The organism is Halomicronema hongdechloris C2206 (genome assembly GCF_002075285.3).
GTDB lineage: Bacteria > Cyanobacteriota > Cyanobacteriia > Phormidesmidales > Phormidesmidaceae > Halomicronema_B > Halomicronema_B hongdechloris.
The window spans coordinates 4,423,313-4,443,478 of record NZ_CP021983.2 but is presented as its reverse complement, the minus strand read 5'-3'; the positions used below and the strand labels follow the sequence as shown (position 1 = coordinate 4,443,478).

The following is a 20,166-nucleotide window of genomic DNA, read 5'->3' as shown; positions in this document are numbered from 1 at the left end:
TTTTAATGGCTGGGTCCCCCACAGATTTGTAATCCCCGATTAAAAGGAGGTGAGACCGAATGGGGAGAACGTTAGCGAACAAGAAGGAGATTGTGGCAGAGCTGAAAGAGCTATTGACTGGCTTTGAGCTGGCTCTGGTGATTGACTACAAGGGATTATCCGTTGCTGAAATCACCGATCTGCGCAATCGTCTCAGCTCCAAAGGGGCTGTCTGTAAGGTGACCAAGAATACCCTGATGCGCATTGCCGTTGAGGGGGATGATAACTGGCAGCCGATTCAGACCTTCCTGAAGGATGCCTCGGCCTTTGTATTGGTCAAGGACGATCTGGGCGGAGCCATCAAGGAGTACCAAGCCTTCCAGAAAGACACCAAAAAAACCGTCTTGCGCGGCGGCGTCATGGAGGGACAAGCCCTTGATGAAAACGACATCAAAGCCATCACCGACCTGCCGTCAAAGGAAGAGCTGATTGCCCGCATTGCCGGTGCCATCAATGCTGTTCCCACCAAGTTGGGCGTAGGGCTCAATGCCGTTCCCACCAAACTGGCTGTGGGTATCAAGGAAGTGCCAGCTTCCCTGACTCGCGCCATCAAGGCTGTTTCCGAGCAAGAAGAGTCGTAGGAGCAGCCCCTCTATCTCTACTGTCTCGATTTGTTGTGTCCATTTCACAGGAGTTAACCCATGTCTGCTAAGACCGACGAAATTTTAGAACAGCTTAAGTCCCTCAGTCTTCTGGAGGCGTCTGAGCTGGTGAAGCAAATCGAAGACACCTTTGGCGTCGATGCCTCTGCCGCTGGTGGCGGTGGCATGATGATGATGGCCCCCGGCATGATGGCCGGGGCTGGCGGTGACGGAGCCGCCGCTGAGGAGGCCGAAGAGAAGACCGAATTCGACGTGGTCCTAGAAGAGGTTCCCGCGGACAAGAAGATCGCCATCCTCAAGGTAGTACGTGCCCTCACTGGCCTGGGTCTGAAGGAAGCCAAGGAAGTGGTGGAATCGGCTCCCAAAGCGGTCAAGGAAGCCGTGGCCAAGGAAGCCGCCGAAGATGCCAAGAAGCAGCTGGAAGAGGCCGGTGCCAAGGTGTCTGTCAAGTAGCCTGGTCCCTGGCTGCGGCTGCAGGGCCGGTCATGATGGATTCCCTCGACGCCAAGGCGCCGGGGGATTTTTTCTGATAGGATGCGGATCGATTTATCGATTGATTCACGAGGATACCGATGACCCACCCCACCACCACGGGCGCCGATGCCGTTGATCAGGCCCTTGCCCAGGGCATTGACCTCGATGGCAGCCCCATCCCTGCGGCCAAGCTGGAGCTGTATCGGCGGGTGATGGCCAAGGAAGCCCAGTGGTAGCGCAGTGGCGTCACCAATACGATGCGATGGTCATTTCGCAGGGCGACATAAAAGGCGACGCCGCCCCAGAGGGGCTAGACCGGCCCTGAAGGGCCATCGCGCATCCTCCGCATCGGTGCCAAGCACTTTTCCCTGGCTGATCTGGAGCACATGCTGCAGGAAGCTGGCTTTGCGCCCCTCAAAGACAGAGAAATCGCCTTCTACTACGGCAGCAAATCATAGCGTTAGGTTCCGAGGAGGTTGCGACGCATTGATGCGACTTTCTCAAGTCAAAGGCTTGCCTGGAGAGGGAACGGCTCAAATCATCGGCAGCAGACAACCTTAAACTCAGCAGCAACGGCTCAAAACTGTCCGCTGCATTTGAATTGTCAGCTTTTTGCGAAAGCCTAGAATCAATAAGATTTTCTCGAAAGGGAACAGATTTTTGCATAAAAGTCAACACTGCTAGCTAAAGCTTAATTATTAGGATCAAGGAATATGATCATATCCCTGAAGATCGCCATCTAAAGACCATATAAAAATACGGTGATTGGGCGTTATCCTAATCGTCTTCTCCCACTCTTTGATTATTGATAAGTCTCCCATACCTGCGCCACGCATTGCTGAATCAGGAAAGTTACTTAGCCATTCTCCAACCTCCTCCATATCTGGCAGCTGCATAACTTGCCAAGGTGCTTCCCCTTTTATCGCTTTCTTGACTTGCTCAATGAAAACTTCAGCAAATTGACGCCGGTTTCCACCATCACTGAGTTGAGCAATATGATTCCCTGTTTCATAGACGGCAGCCATAGGTAGAAGAAGATTAGTACTTTCCTCAAGTAAATCTTTCAACTTTTGCATTACCTGAGTCCGTTCACTATTCATATGAGGAATATCGAGAACATTGCAGAATATAGATGTATCAACAATTGCAACTGCTTTCATTCTCTCGGTTCCCCTACCACAGCGAGAGAAGCTAGCCACTCCATTGCTTTCTTCTTTTTCTGCTCTGTTCCGGGATGTTGCTTAACAAACCGTTCTAATAGTCCGCGAGTCATGAGGTGCCCAACAGACCCCTGAGCAATGAGTTCGGGATAGTCGGGAATGTCCTGCAATCTAACTAACTGACTTGATCCATCTTGAGGACTTCGATAGCAAAATACAGTTTCAGGAATGGCTTCATCAGGCAGGGCATCAAGAAGTGCGGGATTATGGCTGCTAATTAGAACCCGTAAATCACGGTTCTTTGCAATACTAGAAATCCGCTCTAACAAATCTGCTGCTCTGCTAGGATGTACGCCGTTATCGATTTCTTCAATAACAACTAAACTTTGCTCAGGTGCAGAAAGCATTGCTGCAGCAATAGAGAGCACGCGTAAAGTTCCATCTGAAAGTATGGAAGCATCATAGGTAGTCGATGCACCGCCAAAGGTTTCAGTTAGCTGTAGCATAACCTCATCACGAGGTGTTTCTATGAAATCGATATTTTCAATATCCTGTTCAGGCAAACTTTGAACGAAATCCAGAACCGAACTTTTGACATTTGGGTTAAGACATAAGTTATAGATTACCCCTGAAAGGTTTTCACCATGCTCTTTGAGTACCTTATCAACTTTATGACCATAAGAGCGCATTGAGCTTGGCTCAGGCTCAAGAAATACGATGCTACTTAACCATTGAACATATCGTTCAGCAACCTTAGGAATTATTTTTCGACTTTTAGTGTTCTCTGGACGGAAGCGGATATCACTCAAAAGTTGTGTAAAAATTGCCATATGACTGCTGCATACTATGCTAGGTTTTTTCCCACCTCTGGCAAAATTGTTATAAGTAACAAATACGTCACTTCCAGCCCCTTGAGGTGCGCTTGTAATTTCATACAAAGGAACTGTTGAAGTATGACTTGTAATTTTTTCCTTGGTAACATGAAGATCTCCATCTCCTCCAAGACTTAAATCGATTGAGAGATCTTTCCACTCTGGCTCTGTTGTTACACAAGAAAGCCCGAAAGATTTTGAACCCCGATAGCCAAGATTCTCTACTCCTCCCCTAAAAATTGTTTCGTCTTGCTTATAAGGCCCACCCAAAAGGCTAAGTCGTTCTCCCTCAGCAATTCTTGCTAGCAAGCGTAGCGCTTCAATTACGTTGCTCTTTCCAGAAGCATTAGCCCCGATGAGTACGGTCAACCGTCCAAGTTGCAAAGTGCCTGATCTGTAGCTCTTGAAATTTTTTAATTCGATTTGAGTAAGCACCTAAAGTACTCCATTTCGGTCTTAACTAAGCGACTCTAGAATTAAACAGCCTGACATTGAGCATGTGAATAGTACATTATACTGCTGTGAGTCTGTAGCTGCTGCACACTGCTACCCAAATACTAACGACTGTCTACCTTCTATATCTTTGCTTCAAGTAAAATGCAACTGTACTAATTGAGCATGTTTTAATCAAGGATTTTAAAGAGGGGATCTGATCTCTTGGAAGCTAACTATTGTTTAGCCTGCTTTGCTCTCCTCTATTCTGCATAACACCCCCAGTCGAGGTGACTAGGCAGGCTTAAAGTCGAATATCATCTCTGCTAAAAGTAGTTAGGCTGAAAATTTTCGGCATAAACACCCAAAATAGGGTGTTATGCAGATCTTGTTCGGGCTATATCGCCAAATCGGGATGTTATGCCCATCAATGCCTTGATAACACTCCCAAATAGGGTGATTAGCCGGATCTTCCTCTGTATAATAGGTCTGCTGTGGGGGATTATGCAGAGACCTTCAGTAAATCTTCATCGCCAGTAAGGCAGGGCATTTAATGCCTTGACTCCAGTCCTCTCTTCTCACTATGAATCTGCTCCGTCCCTACGACTTCAATAGAGTCGTCTGAGCGGTTTGGGTGCGATCTTGGATCATCGCTAACTCTGGCCCTTCCAGGGATACGCCAGGATCTGCCGACAGCCATAGCAAATACTCGATATTTCCGGCCGGTCCCACCATGGCCGACCAGGTGAGGCCGCGATAGTGCCAGCCCAACGCTTGGGCCGTTTGCCACACGGTCCAGATGGCCTGGGCCTGGACCTTGGCATCGCGAACCACGCCCTTTTTCCCCACCTGTTCCCGGCCCACTTCAAACTGGGGTTTCACCAGTAGCACCACTTCTCTAGGTGGCTGCAGCAATCGCCAGAAGGCGGGCAGCACCTTGGTTAGGGAGATAAAGGAGACATCCATGACGCCTAGATCGGGCCAAGAGCGGTCTGGCCCATAGAGGGTCTCGGGGGTGAGATGGCGCAGATTGGTGCGCTCCCGCAGCACCAGGCGCGGGTCTTGCCGTAGCTTCCAGGCTACCTGGCCATAGCCGACGTCGATGCCATAGACCAAGCGGGCGCCTGCCTGCAGTAGACAATCGCTGAAGCCGCCGGTGGAAATGCCGCCGTCTAGGCAGATGCGATCGCAAACGGAAATCTCGAAGTCGGCCAGGGCTTTGGCGAGTTTTTCGCCGCCACGAGACACATAGGGTGCTCGGCGCTTCACCTGGATATCTGCATTGGCTGCGATCGCATGGCCGGGTTTATCCACCAGCTGCTGGTTGACCCTCACCGCTCCAGCCCGAATCAACCGCTGGGCCATCTGCCGCGAGTCACATAGCCCCCGTTCCACCAACAGGGCATCCAGGCGCTGCTTAGCCATGGCCCTTACTTGTCCTGAGAGCGGGTGGCCATTTGCTGCAGCTGGGCTTTCACCTGCTCTAGCCCAGCTTTCGTGCCCTGGCGATCGTACAGGTCGCTGGCTTGCAGCAGATCGGCGATGGCATAGTTATCATTGCCCAGGTTAGCCTGCATCAAGCCCCGATTATGAAAGGCTTCGGCACAGTTGGGCTCAGCTGCGATTACCTGGGCGAAGCGATCGATGGTCCGACGGAATTGCTGCTGCTTGAAGGCCTCACACCCCTGCTCAAAAGAGAGGCGGGCTGCCTGGCTGAGGGGTAGCGACGATTGCGGTTGGGGCCGGGGAAACAGTAAGGTCTTGCTCGGAGGCCGCAAATAGGCCCGACTCATGGATATCATCCCCACGGCCAATGTTCCCCCAATAACGACTAACCAGACCCAAAATTCCAGGGACACTATGTCTGCCATCGCTGCTGCTATCGTCTTGATGTCACCATACTCTGTCATCCTAGCGAGTCAGGAGACGCCGAAGGATATTTGATCGGCGATGCGATGCGATCGCAGGTGGCAATCAGGGGAAGACGGGACTGACGGGATTCGTAGGCGTAGCCAGCCGCAGGCTTACCCGCAACGGTCGCCGCTAAGGCGGAAGTTGGGGTCTGTGCATAGGAAGACGGGACTGACGGGATTCGTAGGCGTAGCCAGCCGCAGGCTTACCCGCAACGGTCGCCGCTAAGGCGGAAGTTGGGGTCTGTGCATAGGAAGACGGGACTGACGGGATTCGTAGGCGTAGCCAGCCGCAGGCTTACCCGCAACGGTCGCCGCTAAGGCGGAAGTTGGGGTCTGTGCATAGGAAGACGGGACTGACGGGATTCGAACCCGCAACTTCCGCCGTGACAGGGCGGTGCTCTAACCGGTTGAACTACAGTCCCTCGCGTGAGGTCGAAGCGACACTCCTTTAAGGCGATCTCTATTTTGCTAACGGAATGTTCCTTTTGTCAAACAGATTGTTCCAGTTTTGCTTCCCCCGGACCCCTACGACCAGGGCAAACCGCTTGTGGTGAGCTTGCCGAACTACTGCCCTGGACCTGCGGAAGGGCATATCGGTGAGTAGTGATGGATCGCGTTGCATCGGCAAGGAAGTGAGCTGGTTGACTGACAAAAGATTCTGCATTGGGCGCGGAAACCGCGCCCTTACCAGATTTCGGATGCTGTAGGGGGCAGGTTCCCTGACCCTTTGGATAGTCTGGGTTCTAGCAAGTTTTGTCAGTCAATGAGGGAAGTGAGGGGCTTGTTTCCCTTTTGCTCAACCCATGATGAGAGTAAGAGCCTGGCATGCCCTCACTCAAACCCTAAAAATTCAAAGTTCAAAGTTCAAAATTCAAAATTCAAAACCCGCGTCCTTCCCTGGCTACACATTGCTTTCCCTGTTTCAGCGACAAGACCCACGCTACTCCCCATCACCCTATTCCTCATCCACCCACCCACTCGCCTACCCTCCCTCCGTTCTCGCCATCACCATCCTGCTTCGTCGCCGCTGGCCTTGGCTGCTGGTTTCACAAACTTGCAGATACCCCGCTTCGAGCCTCGGACGAATTGGCAGATTTCGGTTACCAGGGGCGAGTCGAATTCTTGCTCCAGCTTGGCAGTGGCTGTTTGAATGTTTAGACCAGAGCGATAGAGCACCCGCAGGGCCCGTTGCAGGGTTTGTCGTTCCGGGGCGCTAAAGGCTGCCCGGCGCAGGCCCACCACATTCAGCCCCATGATGATATTGGTGGTGGAGCTACGGGTCATGCAGAAGGGGGGGACATCTTTCTGGGCGGCGGAACCCCCTGACATCATCACCAGACGCCCCACCCGGGTGAACTGATGGATCAAGCAGTTGCCACTGATAAAAGCCCGATCGCCTACCTCGGCGTAGCCCCCCACCAGGGCACCGTTGGCCATGATTACCCGTTTGCCTAAGCGAGCGTTGTGGCCGACATGGCTATTGGCCATCAGTAGGTAGCCGTCTCCGACCACTGTGACCGAGTCTGGCTGGGTGCCTCGATGAATGGTCACCCCCTCTCGCAGTACACATTGCTGACCAACGCGAACATGGCTGACAGCATCGTTGAAAGACAAATCCTGAGGAATATCTCCGAGAACGGCTCCAGCATGGACTCGGGATCCAGCCCCCAGAGTCGTGTAGGGTAAAAGCGTTACGTGAGGTCCTAGGTGACAGCCATCGCCCACATAGGTATCGTGGGCCACGTAGCTGAAGGGGCCTACGACCACTCCCTGGCCCAGCACCGCGCCCGCTTCAATCACAGCGGTTGGATGGATGGTCATGTTCACTCCCGATTGCCAGTGGTAAACCTTGCCTCAGCAACCCCTAGATGATTGCTATCGAGACAACAGCTGGACATGGTATCAGTACGGTACTACGCTCTCGCGCTGGGCGCTATGGCTTTGGTGCCCAAAAGGGCTGGGCAAATTCCACTAACCAGCGTTTGATCCAGTAGGTGGCGCGGCAGTCGTCCTCGTTGTAGCGCAGGATGGCCTCTAGATAGGTGCGATCGCACGTGGTCAGCCAATCGTTATACCAGCAGATGGACTGGGCCCCATTGGCGCCGCTATCGCGCCAGTCGAAGCCAATCCAGCGGGCAATGTGCTTCAGGGCATAGCTCTCAATCGGCAAGGTTACCGATTCCGTGATGCACCAGTGCATATCCACGAAGCGTGCTAGCAAGGGCTCAACGACGGCATCCGCTGTGCCATAGAGACGGGCCAACTTACGGGCGGTCTGGGCCTCATAGGGACAGAAATGATAGATGGGTGCTTCAGGATATCGCTGCACCAGAGCCAGAAACCCTTGCCAAGCCTCGTATTCCTCTTCCGGGGTCTCCGCCAGCAACGCATGGAACTCCTCGCTGCCGGCTTCATGATTGACCACCAGCACCCCATGCAGGTAGATCAGATCCTGATCAGGAGCCGCCTCGATGTCGAAATAGAGTTCTACGGCGGCCGAGGGCAACTGCCCTGGGACCAGGGGAAAGCGGTTATCCTCATCCGTGCGGGCAATGGCGCGATTATGCAGGATAGCCTGGGCTTGATGGATCAGCTTCTCGGCCACCGTTTCCCCAAACCCCGGTAAGGGAGCCAACCGCCTAGGGTTGGCCTGGGCCAGGGCCTCTACCGTGGTCAACTGCAATCCCTGCAACTGGCTGTAGCGGGCCGGCGTTACCCCCGGCAGCAGGGACAGGTGCTGGGTGGTCTTGGCCTGGTCGTAGCAGTGGCTAAACCAATGGCACAGGTCACAGCGACTATGGGAAATAAATACCGACGGTGCCGTCTCTGCTTGCAGATCTTGCAGACAATCGGCCAGCACCTCCTGCATTTTGGGAATTTGCCGCACTAAGTCCACTGAATAGAGGCGGCCTTCCCGCAGCGCCAACCAACTCTCCTCCGGCCACATCCCCTGGGTATGGGACAGCAGATAGGCATGAAACGCCGCCACCACCTGATAGTCAAGCTTGGGCTTCTTACCCAACTTGATATCCATGGGCACGTAGTACCAGTCGCCCCAGAAGGACTTGCCCGGCTGCTTGATCAGTAGATCTGGACGGCTAACCAAGGCAATGCCGGCGGTCGCCGGTGCTGTCAGCACTCCCTGGGTGATGTGGTCGACTCCCTGGGCCATCAACGCCTGGGTAGCTTGCCTGCCTGCCTGCCAGTCCCGGGCTGGATAGAGGGGGCGGTGGCGAGGCTGATAGCGCTGCAACATCCCTTGGCGATGGTGGGTGCTATCCTGCTTCAGCTTCTCCAGGTAATCGCTGGGCGGATCTGGCTGGGTCGAGGTGCCATAGAGATCTAAAAACGCCCGGCGGCTACAGCGCTGATAGTGAAACAGCAGATCATGAGTAAGCCAGCGGGCAGTGGGATGTTTGATGAAGCCCTGACGCTCAGGCGGAACCCTGAGGGGAGTCAGTTGGCTACCCCCTGAATTGACTCGTCGCGGTAGGGGGTAGCTAGCAGACAAAACTGCGTTGGGGTAGACAGTGGATAGGCATTATCGTCACTGGCCCGTTCACCCAGGATATCGGGAGTAGATGGAGAGCTATTAACCACCGGCATTGCCAAGACAACGCCGTCTGAGGCCATCGAGGGGGAACGATCCAGTGCACAGTCAGTACCAAGGGAAATCCTTAAAATGCGGCTCTCGAACCTATTGTCTGTTATACCGCACGAAACGGGGTAGCGTCTGCCGCAATCGAGCTTGATAGAGTGTTAGTGGTCTATGTCTATGAGTCTGTGTCTTTAGTTTCCGCCGATCCTGCCGCCCTCGATTCCCTGCGTCAGCAATTCCCAGCCCTGACGAATAAAGCCTATTTCAACTATGGTGGCCAGGGGCCCATGCCCCAAGCCGCCCTGGAGGCCATCCAACGGGCCCACTGGAAGATTCAACAAGAAGGCCCTTTCTGTGGCCAGATAAATCGTTGGTTACAGCAGCAGGCTGAGGCGACCCGGCAGCTGATGGCGACGGAATTGGGCTGCCCCGCCACTGCCATCACCCTGACCGAAGATGTCACCGTGGGTTGCAACATTCCCCTCTGGGGCTTGGAGTGGCAGGCGGGGGATCATATTCTGCTGTCGGACTGTGAACATCCCGGCGTCATTGCAGCGGTACAAGAAATCTGCCGTCGCTTTGGGGTGGAGACGAGCCAGTTCTCTCTACTAGATGGCCTGGATCAGCGCTCACCAGTGGAAGCCATGGCGGCCCGGTTGCGACCCCGGACGCGGCTGCTGGTGATTAGCCACCTCACCTGGAATACGGGCCAGGTGTTGCCCCTGGCAGACATGGTGCGGTATTGCCATGATCGGCCCCAACCGGTCTGGGTGCTGGTGGATGCGGCCCAGTCGGTGGGCTCGTTGCCCCTGAATCTGACGGCATCAGAGGTGGATTTTTACGCCTTCACCGGCCATAAGTGGTGGTGCGGTCCGGCGGGTTTGGGCGGGCTCTATGTGCGACCGGCCCTGTGCGATCGCATCCATCCTACCTTCATCGGCTGGCGGGGCATTACCACCGACGACCAGGGCCAGCCTACCGGCTGGAAACCCAATGGCCAGCGCTACGAAGTCGCCACCTCCGACTATGCTCTCCAGGCCGGGCTCCAGGCCGCCCTGAGTCTGCATCAACAGTGGGGCAGCGCTGACCAGCGCTACCAGCGCATCTGCCAACTCAGCCATTACCTCTGGCAGCAGCTGCAGACCTTACCTCAGATTCGCTGCCTGCGGCAGGTGCCCCCCGAATCGGGCCTGGTATCCTTTCAGATCCTAGCGGCTGGTCAGCCCGCTCCCTCCCAACATGTCAGTCTAGTGCAAACCCTGGAGAGCCAAGGATTTATGCTGCGCACTCTGCTATTCCCCCACTGCGTGCGGGCCTGTGTACACTACTTCACCACCGAGGCGGAAATCGACCAGTTGGTAGGAGCGATAAAAACGGCTGGCTCTGCATGACCCGTGGCAAGAGTTAGTCACTTAGACATGGGGCTGCAGCACAATAAACAGCCCGATGCCTAGCAAGACACAGCCAGCTATACTCTCCAGGCGTTGACGAAGCCTGCTGTTTTTGAAGACTCCTTTTGCCTGGTTAGCCAAGCAGGCATAGGTGCCCTTGACGCCGCCGACCACCGTCGTTGCAATCAGCATAATCACCAGGATATCTAGGACAGTGATCGTCGATAACTCGACGAAGGCCGGTAGTAATCCCATATAAAATAAAATCGCCTTGGGGTCGGCCAAGGTGATCAGCAACCCCACCAAGAAGCTGGAATATCCGGGGTATTGTCTGACATCAGATACCTCGATACTGTGAGGCCGAGAGCGTAAGGCATGTATGCCTAACCCGATCAGGTATAGCCCGCAGCCATAGTTGACGATTACAAATAGCGCTCCCAAGGAGTCAGCTACTTCTGCCAAGCTAAAGACGGCTAACACAATAAACAGCAGATCGGCCATGACGATGCCGACCACCATGATCAGCCCCTGAGTGAATCCAGAGATCAGAGACCTGGCTACCACGGCTACATCACTAGGACCTGGAACCACCGCCAGCACCAGCATGGTGCCAAACAGGGTGGCAATATGACGGCCGGTCATGGTTAAGGGGGGTGTCATTTTTGATCTGGCTGAGGCTCGGGGTCGACCACGTTTAACACGAGTCTTGGCCCGCGACAGAAGTCTACAGCCCCTTGCTGAGATGCCACCTGAACCTGCAGCCGCTGCTTGTCACTAGCGCGGCTTAGCTGCAGCATCCAAGGCCGCATCCATTGCCAGCCTCTAGAGGTTGATGCCATGGCTCTGACGTGAATGGTTGATATGCCTTCACCCTAGCGATCGCATCTGCCGGCAACCAACGATGGGGTGCATCCTATCCATTGATGGCATCGATATGGGGCGTTGCCTCAGTGAGTGAGGTGGCGGAATTGCCCGCCGTGTCAGGGCTCAACTCTAAGCTCATGCCTCATCAACCGCCCTAATAGTTACTGCCATCACGGCCGTACCGCCAGACAAGGTTCGCCGTGACACTGGTTCACTTCAACCAGTACATGGGAAAGAGATGGAAGACGGCTGAGTAGTTGCTTATAATGCTCGGGTGCCTGGGGATAATGGGTGACCAGTGAGATGGTGGCAGCTAAGTGATCCTGATTGAGATACCAGACGTGTAAATCGGTGACGCGATTATCCGCATCCTCTTCGATGGTGGTCACGATATCCAACTTGATTTTCCGGTCAACAGCGCCGTCCAGCAGGACCGAACTCGTATCTCTGACTAGACCATACGCCCATTTCGTAATCACCCCGGCCCCCACCAAACCCATTAACGCATCCATCCAGACCCACCCTAAAAATTGCCCAGCCAGCAAGGCAACAATGGCAAAAATAGACGTCAGCGCATCTGCTAAAACGTGAAAATAAGCGGCGCGAAGGTTCTGGTCATGATGGTGATGATGATGGTGCCCATGATCAGGCTGCGCTTGCAACAACCAAGCACTGACTAAATTGACGACTAAGCCCAGGATGGCAACACCGATGGCCTCATTGAACTGAATCATTTGAGGTTGAAAAAGCCGTTCAACCGATTCAAAGGCCATCAGAAACGCAATGACGGCAAGGGCAACGGCGCTGGCAAAGCCGCCCAGAACACTGACCTTGCCTGTGCCAAAGGTGTACTGAGGGTCGGCGGCATGGCGGCGGGCATAGTGATAGGCAAAGATCGTAATTCCAAATGCTGCAACATGGGTGGCCATGTGCCAACCGTCAGCCAGCAGAGCCATCGAACCGAAGAATGTGCCGGCGACAATCTCCGCAACCATCGTGACTGCTGTCAGCAGCATCACGAGTTTGGTATTTTTCTCGGCATGACTCCGATCATCGGCAAAGTCATGGGAATGCTGCCACTGGTCAAGGGCATGAATATGCATAGAATTCTCAGGGCAATTCGACTGACCTCAATATCCCTATAGGGTATCAATGTTCACTGCCGATAAGGAGCCGCTTCAAGGTCCGTGTATAGCCACTGCCACATTTGGCGCGGTGGCGGAGCCAGTCAGCCTCTCTAAACCGGGCCGGAGTTGCTGATCCCAAAGAAAAATGGCTCAATAGGTGTTTCAGGGAGATGGCTTTCGGCTAGAGAGTGTAAAGCTTACACAGCATAGGTTTTGACCGATCTGCACCTCTCGATTTTTTTGGGGAGTCATATGAAATCCGGCTAATCGGTCTCAGAAAACCTCGTATCCGTCATTCCCGCGGCGGCGGGAATCCAGGGAGTCAATCTCGGCTAGAGGATGTTTGAAATGTCTGATCGGAGTCTCAAAAGTACCTGATAAAGGCTCTGGACCACCAAAATCCGAGATTTCAACCTCAAAATAGGGGTATAGGCCTACGGATTCAAACATTCTCTTGGGCTCAGAGCGCTCGACCTGGATTCCGGGTCTCGCGCTGCGCTTGCCCGGAATGACGCATCGCAGGTGTTGTCACTCATCATAATGTTGGTCATCTCAGCGGATTTAATATCAAGAGAGGACAAAGAGAACTCATCCGGGAGCTTGTCTTGCCCATCCAGTACATCGACCCCACCGAGCCTGTCGCCCCACAAGACTAGGATATTGTAATGATTGTGCTCGACACCCATCCTGGCCCATTGAGTGAGGGATAGCGCTATGAAACCAGTCCTTCCTAACGCCCTTAGCCCGGTACTCAAACCCCTCAAGCAATACCTGCAAGAGCACTATCAAGATCGGCTCAATCAGGTTGTTCTCTTTGGTTCCCATGCTCGCCAGCAAGCCACAGAAAACTCTGATATCGATATTCTTGTCGTCCTCGATGATCCGGTAGACGCCAGCGCTGAAGGTCGGCGCACCAGTGAGTTCATCGCTCAACTGTGTTTAGAGCATGACCTGCTAATCTCCTGCTTATTTCTACCGACATCGCGCTATCAAACTGAAAACTCGCCCCTGCTGCGCAACATTCGCCAAGAGGGCATCGTTCTATGACGCCAGAGCAAAAATTTTTAGTGGCCAAAGCTCAAAATAGCTTAGACGCAGCCAACCACCTCATCCAACAGGGGTTTTATGACATTGCCGTCTCTCGTGCCTATTACAGCATGAGCTTCTATATTGCCGAAGCCCTACTCGATAAAGAAGGATTATCCTTTTCCAGCCATGCAGCTGTGATTAGCGCCTTTGGGCGATCGTTGGCCCGTCCTGGTAAAGTGCCGGTCGAATTTCATCGCCACCTCATCGATGCCCAACGCCTGCGCACCCGTGCCGACTACGATCTTCAACCCGATCTATCATTACAAGATGCCCAAGCCTTAGTCGCCCAAACCCAAGCATTTCCACCATACTAGACACCCCTTAGTGGTTCAATGCCTAGCCACCTGTAACGAGGTTTCAACGCCAAGCCCACCATACTAGACACCCCTAGTGGTTCACCTATCCCAGGGCTTGCCGCTTTGCCTGTCGCTACGGCTACCCAGGCTCTGCCTCGACAACCTCGGGTTTAAATCATATTGTGGGTGTTGCCCCGTAGCCCTCTCAGAAATTAACCGCCATCTGCTTCTTGGCCAGGTGGCCCAGGGTCTGCATGGCCTGCTCAATCCGGTCGGACCAGGGGAGGGCGGTGTTGAGGGCGAAGCAACTGCGGTAGCACTCTCCCGAGGCGGAAAAGATGGGACCGGGGGCGATGCTGATGCCCCGTTGTAGGGCATCGTCGTAGAGCTGGATGGCGTCGAAGCCCTCTGGCATCTCCAGCCAGAGGACGTGGCCGCCGTGGGGATGGGTGACGCAGGTTTCCGCCGGAAAGTAATCGCAGATGGCCTGCAACATGCGGTGCATTTGGGTCTGATAGGTGCGACGCAGGTGCCGCAGGTGCCGGTCGTAGCCGCCGTTAGCCAGGAAGGCGGTGACGGCTAGTTGAGGTGCGATCGCACTCATCCGATTCATCACCGATTTGCGGTACACCACTTTCAGGTGATAGCACCCACCGGAGCACCAGCCCAGGCGCAGTCCCGGGGATAGGGTCTTGCTGACCGAAGAGCAGTAGATCACCCGGTTGTCCGTGTCGAAGGCTTTAATGGCTTTGGGCCGCGTGCCCTCGAAATATAGCTCGCCATAGACATCGTCTTCGATCAGAGGCACCTGGTAGCGAGTCATCAGCTCCACCAGTTGTTTCTTGGTGTCATCTTCCATGCAGGTGCCCAGGGGATGGCTGAAGTTTGAGACCAGCAAACAGGCTTGGACGTTGCCAGATGCTAACGCTGCTTCCAGATGAGACAGGCTGATGCCTTGGCGGGGATGGGTCGGCAGGGCGCACACCTTCAGGTTCAGAGCCTTTAGCGTTTCCAGGAGAGCAAAGTAGGTGGGAGATGCGATCGCTATGGTGTCCCCGGGGGTAGTCACTGCCTGGAGTGAGAGATAAATCGCTTCGTGGGCTCCATTGGTAATTAAAAGGTGGTCGGGATGAATCGAGCAGCCCGCATCCAACATGCGCTTCGACACTTCCGTCCGCAGCCTCTCGCACCCGGCAGGGACGTTGTAGGTATGAGCTTCAGGATGCTCACGCATGACCTTGGCCATCAACCGATTGAGCGGCGCTACGGGAAGATGCTCTGGGGAGGGGGTCGCCGCGCCCAGTTGAATCACATCCGGTTCCAGAAGGTTGCTAAAGAGCTTGAAGGTCAGAGACGTTTTGATTTCGCAAACCCGCGCATAGGGTTCGGTGAGGGAAGGCTCTAAGTGCTGTTGCAGGGCGGTTAGTTTGACATAATAGCCCGACTGGGGCCGAGCGGAAATTAGCCCCCGATCTTCTAGCAGGCGGTAGGCTTCCGTCACCGTGGAAAAGCTCACCGACAGCTGCTGTTTAAGCTTGCGGATGGACGGCAGGCGATCGCCCGGCTTCAGGGTGCCGTTGGCAATTTGTTCCTGCAGGCGATCAGCAACTTGCTGATAAAGCACTTTATCCTGGCTCGGCTCCAGGGGAGACAGTCGCATCAGTTCAGCACTCCAGAGTCGACAGTGGTTAAGCAGCGATCCAATCGCAGCCTTTTTTGACCATAACAGTTTCAAAATCTCAAACTGATACGGTGTTAATTTAGCATAATTGCCTCTGTTATGGTCGAAGATTCTGCGTCAGGATAGCAATGTCAACTGAGGACAAAAAAGTCTTTTCTCTCGGAGGATGTCTGCGATGGGACAGAGTCATTGTTGTGCCTATTTGGACCAGAAAGTCTCCGCTTCTAGTCAGTCTGTAGAGGGTCAGTTCTTGGGGCGTAAGGCAGTCCTTCTTGGATTAAAAATCCACTTGGCTCGCCTTGGAGAAGCGGTTGCCAGAGGCTTCAGGCTGTCGAAGGAGCCGGTCATTTCCAAGCAGCAAGATCGCCAGGGTGATTTCTACTATCGGGTGTATGACCCCTACCACCGCAGTCACCATACTTTTCGCGCTGAGAATGAGGTGCGGATCTGGTTGGAGGAACGCCATTACCGATAACATCCGTCCTCTAGCCGTTAAATGAGGATATTTCCATGAAATCTATTGCCTTAACGGACGCATTCGGCAGTGACCATCTACGGCTTATCGCCACTGATTTACCAGATTTTGGTCCCGATGAAATCCTCGTCAAACTGCAGGCGGCTGCCCTCAATTATGTCGACCTGCTGCTGATTAAGGGCGACCTCAATCCCGACCTCTCGTTTCCTGTGATGCCGGTGTCCGATGGGGCCGGTGTGGTGGAGGCCGTGGGCAGTCAGGTGACGGAGTTTCAGCCGGGCGATCGCGTCGTCACCACCTATATTCCCGACTGGATCGATGGGCGCTACACGCCTGCCAATTCCCAGATGACGACTCGTCCCGGCATGGGCAGGCGGCCGGGGCAACTGGCGGAATACAAATCCTTTCGCGCCCATGAACTGATCAAACGGCCTACCTTTCTGAGTGCGGCGGAAGCCGCAACCCTGCCCATCGCCGCCCTCACCGCCTGGAATGCCCTCGCCTATGGCCAGGCCAAACCCGGTGACACGGTGCTGTTGCACGGCACTGGTGGGGTGTCCATTTTTGCCTTGCAATTTGCCAAAGCCGCTGGGCTGCGGGTAATCATCACCTCTAGCAGCGACCACAAACTGGCGAAGGCGGCGGCCCTGGGGGCCGACCATGGCATCAACTATCGCCAAACTCCTGACTGGGTGGGTGAGGTGCTGGCGGCGACAACGGGCGCAGGCGTGGATTTGGTCGTCGAAACCGTCGGCGGGCAAAACCTCAACCGGAGTCTGGACGCCTTGCGGCTGGATGGCCACATTTCCGTGGTCGGCTTTCTGGAGGGACAACACAGTTCCCTGGACTTGGTCAGCCTCAACCTGAAACGAGCCAAACTACACGGCCTTAGTGTGGGCAGTCGCCAGGATTTTGCCGACATGCTCAGGGCCATGGCTGCTAACCAGATTCACCCGGTGATGGACAAAACCTTTCCCCTGGAGGCCACGCCGGAGGCCTTTCGTTACCTGGAATCCGGCCACCATTTCGGCAAAGTTGTGATTGAGATTTAGAACCATGACGACCTCTATGCAAGCCCTGATTGCCGGGGCCAGCGGCATCATCGGGCGCGGCACCGCTCGCACCCTCAGGGAACGCGACATTCCGGTCCAGGGGCTGGCCCGGCGTCCCATTCACGGGATGGAGACGGTATCGGTCGATTTGTGCGATCGCACCGCCACGGTGGATGCGATCGCCCAGCAAGCCGCCCACACCACCCATCTGTTCTACGCCGCCCTGGCCCCGCACCCCAACTTGAGTCTGGAGGCCCAGCAAAACGCCCAGATGCTGGCGACCCTGCTGGATGCCCTGGAAAAAGCCAGTGCTCCGCTTGAACGAGTAGTCATCTACCAGGGCTTCAAGATCTACGGCATCCATCTGCCGGGGGCCGTGGTACCGACGCCGGCCCGAGAAGACGACGCCAGCCATATGCCGCCCAATCTCTATCAGGCCCAGGCAGCGATCCTGACTGAACGCGCTCCCCACGCTGACTGGGACTACGTCGTGTTGCGACCTGATCTGGTGGTCGATGGCAATGGCTACGGCAATCCCATGCACATTGCGCTGACTATCGGCGTATTCGCCGAGCTGTCGCGGGAATTGGGCATTCCCTTGCGCTACCCCGGGACGAATGCGGCGTACCAGGTGCTGATGCAGTTCACCGATGCCGACCTGCTGGGACGGGCCAGCCTCTGGGCCGCCACCACTCCAGCAGCAGGCGGTGAAGCCTTCAATGTCACCAACGGCGACGTGTTTCGCTGGCAGCGCCTGTGGCCAGACGTGGCCGAGTATTTGGGACTCGACATGGCGCCGCCGATTCCCCTGAAACTCACCGAGCACATGGCCGATAAGGGGGAGGTCTGGCGACGGCTGGCGGAACGCCACGGCCTGGTGGAGCCCAATCTGGACAAGCTGGTGGGTTGGGCCTTCGGCGACATGCTCTTCAACACCGAGACCGACATTATTTCCGATGTCAACAAGATTCGCCGGTTTGGCTTTACCGAAACCGCCGATGCCCGCTTGACGCTTCTAAAAGCCCTTGATCGCCTGAAAGAACAGCGGGTTTTGCCGTAGGTGCGATCTCAACTTTGGAGATATCTCATGACTACACAACAACCAAGAATTTGGTTCATCACCGGCAGTTCCAGAGGGTTGGGCCGCGCGCTAACCGAAACAGTACTGGAACTTGGCGACAGCGTTGTTGCTACCGCCCGTAAGCCGGAACGTCTGACCGATTTAGTGCAGCAGTATGGCGATCGCCTCCTGGCGCTGCCCCTGGATGTCACCCAACCCTTTGCCATACAGACGGCTGTCATGCACGCTCTGCAAGCCTTTGGCCACGTCGACGTGCTGGTGAACAATGCTGGATACGGTGTGTTCGGAGCGGTGGAGGAAGTGACCGCTCCAGCTGTCAGACAACAATTTGAAACGAACGTCTATGGGGCGTTGGAGGTGACGTGTGCCCTGCTGCCCCATCTGCGTCGCCAGCGCTCCGGTCACATTCTAAATATCTCCTCTAGTGGCGGCTTTGTGGGCTTTCCTGGTGCCGGCATTTACGGTGCGTCAAAATTTGCCCTGGAGGGATGGTCAGAAGCGTTGGCCCAGGAAGTTGCCCCGCTGGGCATTCGCGTCACGATTGTCGAGCCCGGCGCGTTCCGCACGGCCTTCAATGGCGTACTCCGCTCGCCGGCACAGACAATCCAGGATTATGCCGAAACCAGCGGTCAGATGATGCACTGGCTACGTCAGATGCATGGTCAGCAACCGGGCGATCCTCAAAAGGCTGCCGCTGCCATGATGCAAGTAGTCGATCACCCCGATCCACCGCTGCGACTGGTCTTGGGTGCCGATGCCCTCATTCAAAGAGTGGCTGTTCTCCTGATCGCTACTATTAGCCTTTCAATTTTGATGAGCCAACCCTTGCATCCGGATGCTGCCCTGAATTTGATGCCATCACTGATATAGCAACCCTAAATGAGTTTAGAATGGGTAGTATATAAATATCATCAAGCTGTCAATACAGTTGTACTCATGAATAGTTTTCAATTAGAACACCAACAAAAAGTAGATAATCGTGCTATTCTATCAGACTTTATAAGTAGTAATCCTGATTCAAGAGAGCTTAAGCGAGCATTGGCTGTAAAAATGGCATTGGAGGGTGAGCCATATTTTAAGATTACCAAATTTCTGGGAATAAACAAGTCTTTTATTACATATTGGAAGAACAGATTCGAAGCACAAGGCATTGAAGGTATTAAACTCGGCTACCAAGGATCAAAAAGTTACCTAACCCCAGATGATCGTACAGAAATTATCTCGTGGCTGAGAACCAGAAACTACTGGAACTTTGATGAATTAGTTTCATATTTAGATGAACATTATGATGTGATTTACAAGTCTAAGCAAAGCTACTATACACTTTTTTCGGAAGCAGGTATTAGTTGGAAGAAATCTCAAAAAACCAACCCGAAATCTGATCCAGCTCTAGTCAAAAAAAAAGAGAAGAAATCCAAGGATTTATCCGTCAAAACCAGTTCAAAATTGAGTCTGGGGAATTGATTGTACTTTTTTTGGATGAGTGTCATCTCCTTTGGGGTGATGTTTGTGGATATGTCTGGGGCAAGACAGATATGCGAATCGAAATCCCTATTACAAACGAGAGAATCAGGCAAACATATTATGGCGCATTAAACTATCAAACAAAAGAATTTATTTTGCATCCTTACGAGAAAGGGAATGGAGAGAATACAGTTGCTTTTATGAAGTACTTGCAGGAACAAAATCCTGGGAAGCAAATCGCATTAATTTGGGATGGCGCTAGTTATCATAAGTCACAAGAGATCAAAGATTTTTTAGCTACAGTCAATCATGGGAAGGAAGAGACAGAATGGCAATTCAAATGTATTCTATTTGCACCCAATTCACCAGAACAAAATCCAGTGGAAGATGTTTGGTTACAAGCCAAAAATTCATTGAGAAGATTTTGGAGGTTGTGTCGTTCTTTCCCCGCTGTAAAGTATCTGTTTGAGTTCTTTATAGATCATCAAAAGTTCGATTTTTCTAAAATAGAAGAATATTCACCTTGTTCATAAATCAACTGGGATTGCTATACATG

Annotated in this window: 21 protein-coding genes, 1 tRNA gene and 1 pseudogene; 11 read left to right on the top strand and 12 right to left on the bottom strand. The window is 53.9% G+C overall.

The features are described from left to right. Window positions 1–59: 59 nt before the first annotated feature. The 3 genes and pseudogenes from rplJ (at window position 60) to XM38_RS20170 (ending at window position 1,573) form a co-directional block, all read left to right on the top strand. Window positions 60–620, top strand: a complete 561-nt coding sequence (gene rplJ, locus XM38_RS20180) for a 50S ribosomal protein L10 (RefSeq protein ID WP_080811130.1) — start codon at window positions 60–62, stop codon at window positions 618–620. A 60-nt stretch (window positions 621–680) separates the two neighbouring features. After that, window positions 681–1,094 carry a 50S ribosomal protein L7/L12 gene (gene rplL / locus XM38_RS20175; protein WP_080811129.1) on the top strand — a complete coding sequence of 138 codons (414 nt, stop codon included), beginning with the start codon at window positions 681–683 and terminating at the stop codon, window positions 1,092–1,094. Between the two features lie 119 nt (window positions 1,095–1,213). Beyond that, window positions 1,214–1,573, top strand: a pseudogene (locus tag XM38_RS20170) (DUF4090 family protein). 246 nt (window positions 1,574–1,819) lie between these two features. Here the strand turns inward: XM38_RS20170 and XM38_RS20165 are convergent. The 8 genes from XM38_RS20165 to XM38_RS26155 all read right to left on the bottom strand — a co-directional run bounded on the left by XM38_RS20165 (window position 1,820) and on the right by XM38_RS26155 (window position 9,125). Then, entirely contained in the window at window positions 1,820–2,275 is a 456-nt protein-coding gene (locus XM38_RS20165; protein ID WP_080811127.1) for a hypothetical protein, read from the bottom strand. After that, a complete protein-coding gene (locus XM38_RS20160) occupies window positions 2,272–3,582 on the bottom strand; it encodes an AAA family ATPase (RefSeq protein WP_080811126.1) in 1,311 nt (436 codons plus the stop codon). The genes XM38_RS20165 and XM38_RS20160 overlap by 4 nt, the downstream gene beginning before the upstream one ends. A gap of 597 nt (window positions 3,583–4,179) precedes the next feature. Further along, window positions 4,180–5,004 (bottom strand): TlyA family RNA methyltransferase, encoded by an 825-nt coding sequence (locus tag XM38_RS20155; RefSeq protein WP_080811124.1) that lies wholly within the window; start codon window positions 5,002–5,004, stop codon window positions 4,180–4,182. A 5-nt stretch (window positions 5,005–5,009) separates the two neighbouring features. After that, a complete protein-coding gene (locus XM38_RS20150; RefSeq protein WP_088430860.1) occupies window positions 5,010–5,450 on the bottom strand; it encodes a hypothetical protein in 441 nt (146 codons plus the stop codon). Between the two features lie 390 nt (window positions 5,451–5,840). Next, window positions 5,841–5,914, bottom strand: a tRNA-Asp gene (locus tag XM38_RS20145). 583 nt (window positions 5,915–6,497) lie between these two features. Further along, complete coding sequence (gene lpxA / locus XM38_RS20140) at window positions 6,498–7,313, bottom strand: acyl-ACP--UDP-N-acetylglucosamine O-acyltransferase (protein ID WP_088430858.1); 816 nt, start codon at window positions 7,311–7,313, stop codon at window positions 6,498–6,500. Between the two features lie 112 nt (window positions 7,314–7,425). After that, complete coding sequence (locus tag XM38_RS20135) at window positions 7,426–9,003, bottom strand: TM0106 family RecB-like putative nuclease (protein ID WP_225889370.1); 1,578 nt, start codon at window positions 9,001–9,003, stop codon at window positions 7,426–7,428. Then, complete coding sequence (locus XM38_RS26155) at window positions 8,949–9,125, bottom strand: hypothetical protein (RefSeq protein WP_187329482.1); 177 nt, start codon at window positions 9,123–9,125, stop codon at window positions 8,949–8,951. The genes XM38_RS20135 and XM38_RS26155 overlap by 55 nt, the downstream gene beginning before the upstream one ends. 150 nt (window positions 9,126–9,275) lie before the next feature. Here XM38_RS26155 and XM38_RS20130 point away from each other — a divergent pair, with 150 nt between their 5' ends. Further along, window positions 9,276–10,481: an aminotransferase class V-fold PLP-dependent enzyme gene (locus XM38_RS20130; RefSeq protein ID WP_225889369.1), complete on the top strand. Its 1,206-nt coding sequence runs from the start codon at window positions 9,276–9,278 to the stop codon at window positions 10,479–10,481. A gap of 21 nt (window positions 10,482–10,502) precedes the next feature. Here the strand turns inward: XM38_RS20130 and XM38_RS20125 are convergent, their stop codons facing one another. From XM38_RS20125 to dmeF, 3 genes are all read right to left on the bottom strand, one after another. Beyond that, the gene (locus XM38_RS20125) at window positions 10,503–11,141 is read right to left on the bottom strand and encodes a LysE family translocator (RefSeq protein ID WP_080811118.1); all 639 of its coding nucleotides are present in this window, start codon (window positions 11,139–11,141) and stop codon (window positions 10,503–10,505) included. Then, the gene (locus XM38_RS20120; RefSeq protein ID WP_137455189.1) at window positions 11,138–11,320 is read right to left on the bottom strand and encodes a hypothetical protein; all 183 of its coding nucleotides are present in this window, start codon (window positions 11,318–11,320) and stop codon (window positions 11,138–11,140) included. Before XM38_RS20120 ends, XM38_RS20125 begins: the two co-directional genes overlap by 4 nt. A gap of 195 nt (window positions 11,321–11,515) precedes the next feature. Then, window positions 11,516–12,448, bottom strand: coding sequence for a CDF family Co(II)/Ni(II) efflux transporter DmeF (gene dmeF, locus XM38_RS20115; RefSeq protein WP_088430856.1), 933 nt, complete (start codon window positions 12,446–12,448; stop codon window positions 11,516–11,518). 738 nt (window positions 12,449–13,186) lie between these two features. On the opposite strand from dmeF, the gene XM38_RS20110 reads away from it, so the two are divergent. Further along, window positions 13,187–13,519: a nucleotidyltransferase domain-containing protein gene (locus tag XM38_RS20110; RefSeq protein ID WP_080811113.1), complete on the top strand. Its 333-nt coding sequence runs from the start codon at window positions 13,187–13,189 to the stop codon at window positions 13,517–13,519. Further along, the gene (locus tag XM38_RS20105; RefSeq protein ID WP_088430852.1) at window positions 13,516–13,875 is read left to right on the top strand and encodes a HEPN domain-containing protein; all 360 of its coding nucleotides are present in this window, start codon (window positions 13,516–13,518) and stop codon (window positions 13,873–13,875) included. Before XM38_RS20110 ends, XM38_RS20105 begins: the two co-directional genes overlap by 4 nt. Before the next feature lie 187 nt (window positions 13,876–14,062). Here the strand turns inward: XM38_RS20105 and XM38_RS20100 are convergent, their stop codons facing one another. After that, complete coding sequence (locus XM38_RS20100; protein WP_088430850.1) at window positions 14,063–15,517, bottom strand: aminotransferase-like domain-containing protein; 1,455 nt, start codon at window positions 15,515–15,517, stop codon at window positions 14,063–14,065. Between the two features lie 196 nt (window positions 15,518–15,713). Between XM38_RS20100 and XM38_RS20095 the strand changes: the two genes are divergently transcribed. From XM38_RS20095 to XM38_RS29165, 5 genes are all read left to right on the top strand, one after another. After that, on the top strand, window positions 15,714–16,013 hold the full coding sequence (locus XM38_RS20095; RefSeq protein WP_088430848.1) for a hypothetical protein: 300 nt from the start codon (window positions 15,714–15,716) through the stop codon (window positions 16,011–16,013). A gap of 35 nt (window positions 16,014–16,048) precedes the next feature. Further along, window positions 16,049–17,065, top strand: a complete 1,017-nt coding sequence (locus XM38_RS20090) for a zinc-dependent alcohol dehydrogenase family protein (protein WP_080811107.1) — start codon at window positions 16,049–16,051, stop codon at window positions 17,063–17,065. Window positions 17,066–17,069: 4 nt separating this feature from the next. Next, on the top strand, window positions 17,070–18,125 hold the full coding sequence (locus XM38_RS20085; protein WP_088430846.1) for an SDR family oxidoreductase: 1,056 nt from the start codon (window positions 17,070–17,072) through the stop codon (window positions 18,123–18,125). A 27-nt stretch (window positions 18,126–18,152) separates the two neighbouring features. After that, the gene (locus tag XM38_RS20080) at window positions 18,153–19,016 is read left to right on the top strand and encodes an oxidoreductase (RefSeq protein WP_088430844.1); all 864 of its coding nucleotides are present in this window, start codon (window positions 18,153–18,155) and stop codon (window positions 19,014–19,016) included. Between the two features lie 66 nt (window positions 19,017–19,082). Further along, window positions 19,083–20,143, top strand: a protein-coding gene (locus XM38_RS29165; RefSeq protein WP_088431532.1) for an IS630 family transposase whose coding sequence is annotated in 2 segments (ribosomal slippage) — window positions 19,083–19,545 and window positions 19,545–20,143 — 1,062 coding nt in all. Because the reading frame shifts where the segments join, the coding sequence is not laid out codon by codon here. The last annotated feature ends 23 nt before the right edge of the window (window positions 20,144–20,166 follow it).